This is a genomic window from Ramlibacter sp. (assembly GCF_035706265.1).
Lineage (GTDB): Bacteria > Pseudomonadota > Gammaproteobacteria > Burkholderiales > Burkholderiaceae_C > Ramlibacter.
In genome coordinates this window covers 1-5,045 of record NZ_DASSVG010000712.1, presented here as the reverse complement: position 1 = coordinate 5,045, position 5,045 = coordinate 1, and the positions used below count along the sequence as shown (strand labels likewise).

At 72.4% G+C, this 5,045-nt stretch carries 7 protein-coding genes; 4 read left to right on the top strand and 3 right to left on the bottom strand.

Annotated features, from left to right (window positions below; all coding sequences use genetic code 11):
- The coding region (locus VFM98_RS25585) for a c-type cytochrome (RefSeq protein WP_325112706.1) at window positions 1-324 on the top strand (324 nt) is incomplete at its 5' end.
- Window positions 325-359: 35 nt separating this feature from the next.
- Window positions 360-1,250: a LysR family transcriptional regulator gene (locus VFM98_RS25580; protein WP_325112705.1), complete on the top strand. Its 891-nt coding sequence runs from the start codon at window positions 360-362 to the stop codon at window positions 1,248-1,250.
- Between the two features lie 21 nt (window positions 1,251-1,271).
- On the opposite strand, the gene VFM98_RS25575 is transcribed toward VFM98_RS25580, so the two are convergent.
- Entirely contained in the window at window positions 1,272-1,736 is a 465-nt protein-coding gene (locus VFM98_RS25575) for a helix-turn-helix transcriptional regulator (protein WP_325112704.1), read from the bottom strand.
- Between the two features lie 117 nt (window positions 1,737-1,853).
- On the opposite strand from VFM98_RS25575, the gene VFM98_RS25570 reads away from it, so the two are divergent.
- Together VFM98_RS25570 and VFM98_RS25565 are read left to right on the top strand one after the other, a co-directional pair.
- The gene (locus VFM98_RS25570) at window positions 1,854-2,993 is read left to right on the top strand and encodes an alpha/beta hydrolase (RefSeq protein ID WP_325112703.1); all 1,140 of its coding nucleotides are present in this window, start codon (window positions 1,854-1,856) and stop codon (window positions 2,991-2,993) included.
- A 199-nt stretch (window positions 2,994-3,192) separates the two neighbouring features.
- A complete protein-coding gene (locus tag VFM98_RS25565) occupies window positions 3,193-3,558 on the top strand; it encodes a hypothetical protein (protein ID WP_325112702.1) in 366 nt (121 codons plus the stop codon).
- Here the strand turns inward: VFM98_RS25565 and ypfH are convergent, their stop codons facing one another.
- Both ypfH and VFM98_RS25555 read right to left on the bottom strand, forming a co-directional pair.
- The gene (gene ypfH / locus VFM98_RS25560; RefSeq protein ID WP_325112701.1) at window positions 3,559-4,179 is read right to left on the bottom strand and encodes an esterase; all 621 of its coding nucleotides are present in this window, start codon (window positions 4,177-4,179) and stop codon (window positions 3,559-3,561) included.
- The gene (locus VFM98_RS25555) at window positions 4,176-4,988 is read right to left on the bottom strand and encodes a class III extradiol ring-cleavage dioxygenase (RefSeq protein ID WP_325112700.1); all 813 of its coding nucleotides are present in this window, start codon (window positions 4,986-4,988) and stop codon (window positions 4,176-4,178) included. Before VFM98_RS25555 ends, ypfH begins: the two co-directional genes overlap by 4 nt.
- Between the last annotated feature and the right edge of the window lie 57 nt (window positions 4,989-5,045).

Below are 5,045 nucleotides of genomic sequence, written 5' to 3'. Positions count from 1 at the left end.
TTCATCGGCACGCTGCCGCCCGTCCAGGCTCCGGCGCCGGCCACGCCGCCGGATGCGGCGCGCATGGCGAGAGGGCGCGCGCTGGCGGAGCAGCACAAGTGCGTGTTCTGCCATGGCGCCAACCTCGCCGGCGGCCAGCAGGTGCCCCGCATCGCGGGCCAGCACGAGGCTTACCTGCGCGACAGCCTGCGCGGCTTCAAGTCCGGGGCGCGCGCGGCCTACACGCCGGCGATGCCGGCCGCCGTGAGCCCGGTCCCGGTGGAGGACCTGGACACCCTGGCGTACTACCTGGCGCGCTTCCCGGAGGCGCCGGCGGCAAGATAGCCGGCCCGATAATCGGCTGGCCGCTCATTCAGCCGATGCATATCAACGAGATCGACCTCAACCTGCTGCGGCTGTTCGACGCGGTCTGCCGCACGCGCAACGTGAGCCGCGCGGCGGAACTGCTGCACCTGACGCAGCCCGCCGCCAGCCAGGGCCTGAGCCGCCTGCGCAAGCTGCTGCAGGATCCCCTGTTCATGCGCGCCGGCGGCGGCGTGCAGCCCACGCCCAAGGCGCAGCGGCTGGCCGATCCGGTGCGGCAGGCGCTGGCCACGCTCGAACAGGCGCTGGGCGAGAGCGCCGGCTTCGATCCCGCGAGTGCCACGCGCACCTTCCAGCTGCACCTGAGCGACATCGGCGAGGCCCGCTTCCTGCCGGACCTGATGGTGGCCCTGCGCGAGCGCGCGCCCGGCGTGCGCGTGCAGGCGCGGCCGCTGCCGCGCGAACAGCTGATGGAGGCGCTCGATGCCGGCCGCATCGACTTCGCGATCGGCTTCTTGCCGATGCTGCGTGAAAGCCAGCGCCTGCGGCTGCTGGACGACCGCTACGTGGTGCTGCTGCGCGAGGGCCATCCCTTCACGCGCAAGCGCCGCACCGGCGCGGCGCTTCTGAGGGCGCTGGGCGAGCTGGAATTCGTGGCGGTGCGCGCCCATGCGGAGACGCTGCGCATCGTGCAGCAGGCGAAGCTGCAGGAGCGGCTGCGGCTGGTGACCGAGCACTTCCTGGTGCTGCCCGCGATCGTGCACGCTACCGACCTGGCGGCCATCCTGCCGCGCAACATCGCGCGCGGCTTCCCGGGCTTCGCGGTGGTGGAGCCGGCGTTCCCGCAGCGCGACTTCACCGTCTCGCTGCACTGGAGCCGGCGCTTCGACGTGGACCCCGGCAACCGCTGGCTGCGGGCCCTGATCGAGGAGCTGTTCAAGCAGTAGGGGCCGTCGCGGCCCCGTGGCTCACTGGGTGGCTTCGCCGTCGCCCTGCAGCTGCGCCAGCCGGGCGGCGGCTTCGCGCTTGCCGATGCCGCGCAGGGCGGCGATGGCTTCCAGCTGGCGCGCGCGCGGGCGCGCCTCGCCGTGCTCCCACTTGTAGACCGACTGTCCCGACACGCCGATCAGGGCTGCGAAATCGGCGGCCGACAGCCCCAGCTTGCGGCGCTGGGCCGCCAGCCGTGTGGCGCTGAAGCGACGCGCAGGCCCCTGGGACTCGTCATCGGCTTCGTCGGCGGCGGAATTGCCCTTCACCCCCTGCTTGCTGGCGCGCTTGACCTGGCGTTCCAGTTCGTCGATGCGCCGGCGCAGGGCCGCGATGTGGGCTCGATACTGCGCGGAGGCCTTCTTGAACTCGGCGGTCTGCGCGCGCGCTTCCTTGCGCGCGATGCGGGCGATCTCGTCCTTCAGGACAGCTGCAATATTCGGCATGCTTTCGTTGGTTTGCCGGCACGGGGGGGTACAGCTGGCCCCATTCACCGGTCGAATGTGCTCCCGGGTGCCATCATAGTCGTGCAGTACGGCCGTGCTGCCTGCACAATGCCTTCCATGGCCGAACCCGAGCTCGCGGTCATCGACGTGAAACCCGGCGCCGCCCTGGAAAGCCAGTCGGGGCTGCAACTGTTGCGCCCGCGCATCTATGGCGCCTGGATGAAGCCGGCGGGCCCGCGCCGCGCCGCCGCCATCGTGATGCATCCCACCAGCAATTTCATGGGGCATTACCTGATCGCGCGGCTGGCGGCCCGCGGGGTGGCCTGCATGGGCCTGAACTCGCGCTACGCGGGCAACGACACCCTGCTGCTGATGGAGCGCGTGATCCAGGACCTGGGCGCCGGCGTGCAGTACCTGCGGGCGCGCGGCTACGACAAGGTGGTGCTGGTCGGCAATTCCGGCGGGGCCGCGCTGGCGGCCTTCTACCAGGCCCAGGCCGAGCACCTGGACATCGAGCAGCTGCCCGATGGCGACCCGGCCGGCCTCTCACCGCAGGACCTGCCGGCCGTGCAGGGCCTGGCGCTGTGCGCCGCGCACGAGGGCCGCTCGACGCTGATGCGCAACTGGATCGACCCTTCGGTCACCGACGAGCGCGACGGCCTCTCGTGCGATCCGGAACTGGACATGTACGACGTCCGCCACGGGCCGCCCTACAGCCATGCCTTCCTGGAGCGCTTCCGCAACGCGCAGCAGGCCCGCTACGAACGCATCGACCAGTGGGTCGGCCAGCGGCTGCAGCGGCTGCGGTCGCAGACGGCGCCCGGCAGCGCGCGCGACGAGGTGTTCGTGGTGCACCGCACCCATGCCGATCCGCGCTTCCTGGATCTCGCCATCGACGCCAACGAGCGCGCGGTGGGCAGCGTGTGGGGCGCGGGCGCGACGGGCGCGCGGGCCGTCAACTACGCGGCCAGCCAGATGGGCCGGATCACTTCGCTGACGGCCTGGCTGTCGCAGTGGTCGCCGCGCAGCCGCGCCGACGGGCCGGCGAACCTGGCGCGCACCTCGGTGCCGGCGCTGCTGTGCACCTACACGGCCGACCAGTCCACCTTCCCGAGCACGCGCGCGGCCTGGCTGGCGGCCGGCGGCGCGCGCCTGCGCAATGTCGACATCGCCGGCGGCAACCACTACCTCGCCGGACAGCCGGCCCTGGTGCAGCAGGTCGCCGACACGATGGCCGAATGGATCCTGGCTTTATGAACTGCTGCAACGCGTCGCCTGCGCACCGGTGCCGACAGGCCTGTGGGCCCGGTCCTACAGCCGCCGGCCCGGGCGCCCCCTACCATTCGCGCCTCCTCTTGCGGAGGCCGCCATGGCTGCATCGCTCTCCAACCTCGTCCCCGACCGCCCGGGCAAGACATCCTTCTGGACCACAGCGCGCGCGGCGGGAAAGTACGACATGAGGGATACGGTTCCGGGCACCACCCAGCCGCAGAGCGTCGGCGTCGGTTCGCTGGACAACGTGCGGGCGGTGTTCTGGCAGGCCTACCGCCACCTGTTCCCGCCGCACTCGCTGGCGGCGCAGACGGCCAGCGGCAGCGTGGTGATCTCCTGGTCCATCATGGACGAGCCGAACGCGCGCTACCCCTATGCCGCCCCGGTGATGCTGCGCTTCGACGAGGCGCTGCTCGAGGCGATGTGGAAAGCCGACCCGCGCCAGCGCCTCCGCATCGCGGAGAAGCACGAGTCCACCCTGCGCGAAGGCCTGCGCGGCTACGACCCGTTCGCGCGGTTTCCGAATGCGCGGGTGGTGAATATCGGCTGATCACCGCTGCCGCAGCCGCTGCACCAGCAGGTCTTCCGCCGACCGGTCGATGCCATGCGGCAGTCCTGCGACGAGGTCCAGCGTGACCTCGGCACCGAGCGCCTGCAGCGCGCGTTCGGCCTGCTGCGCGTGCGCCACCGGGATCACCGCGTCCGCGGTGCCGTGGATGAAGTGCAGCCGCACGCCTTGCGGCGCCGCGCGGGGCAGCTCGGAATAACGGCCCGACAGCGACACCACGCGCGCAGCAGGCGGCTGCGGCGACTGCGCGGCGGCCAGCGCCATGATCGCCCCCTGCGAGAAGCCGACCAGCGTGGTCGCCTCGGGCCCGACCCCCGTGCGCTGCTGCCAGTCGCGCACGGTCTGCACGAAGCGCTCGAGCGTTGCCGCGACGCGTGCCGGCCGGTTCTCCTCCGTCACGCCCATCACCGAGAACCACTGGAAGCCGGCGCCGAAATCCGAGCGGTCCGGCCCCGGCACGCTCACCACCGCGGAATCCGGGAACTCGCGCGCGAGCCGGTTGCCCAGCGCCACCAGGTCCTGCGGCGTGGCGCCGACACCGTGGAACAGCAGGAACAGGTGCTGCGCCGGCGCGGGCGACTGGAGCACGAGGGCGGCGCTCAATGCAGCGCTCCCGCGGGCGCCGTGATGCGGGCGCCGAACAGGTAGGAATCCATGGAGAGCACGCCGTAGGTGATGCCGCCTTCCAGCGCCTCCACCTCGCGCTCGCCCTGGGCCGCGCCGGCGGCCACCAGCAGGGGCAGGAAGTGCTCCGGCGTCGGATGGGCACGCTGCGCGTGCGGCGCCAGGGCCAGCGTGTCGACCAGGCGGGCGTCGTCGCGCGCTTCGATCGCCGCGCGCACCCAGTCCGCGAACTCGCGGGCGTACTGCGCCTCGTGGCCGTCGCCGGTCATGCGGAATTCGTAGAGGTTGTGCGTCATCGAGCCGGAGCCCACGATCATCACGCCTTCGTCGCGCAGCGGCGCCAGCGCCTGGCCCAGCGCGTAGGCCTGTTGCGGGCTCAGCGTGGCGGGCAGGGAGACCTGGAACACCGGCACGTCCGCGTCGGGATAGAGGAAGCGCACCGGCACCCAGGCGCCGTGGTCCAGCCCTTGCTGGGGGTCGGCCTCCGCGTGCCAGCCGGCGGCGCGCAGCACTTCGACCGTGCGGGCGGCCAGCTGGGGATGCCCCGGCGCGGGGTACTGGATGCGGTAGAGGGCGCGGTCGAAGCCGCCGAAATCGTGCACCGTGGCCGGCGCCGCCGTGGTGGCGACCCGCACGCCGCGGGTCATCCAGTGCGGCGAGACGACCAGCACGGCCCTCGGCCGCGGCAGGGCTTCACCGGCGGCGACCAGCTGCGGGCCCAGCCGGCCCGGCTCGAGCGCGAAGGTGGGTGCGCCGTGGGAGAGGAAGAGGACGGGGGTGCGTTGCATGGCTCGGATCCTTGGACGACGGCCGCGGGTGCGCGGCCACGCCTCGAATCTAGGGGC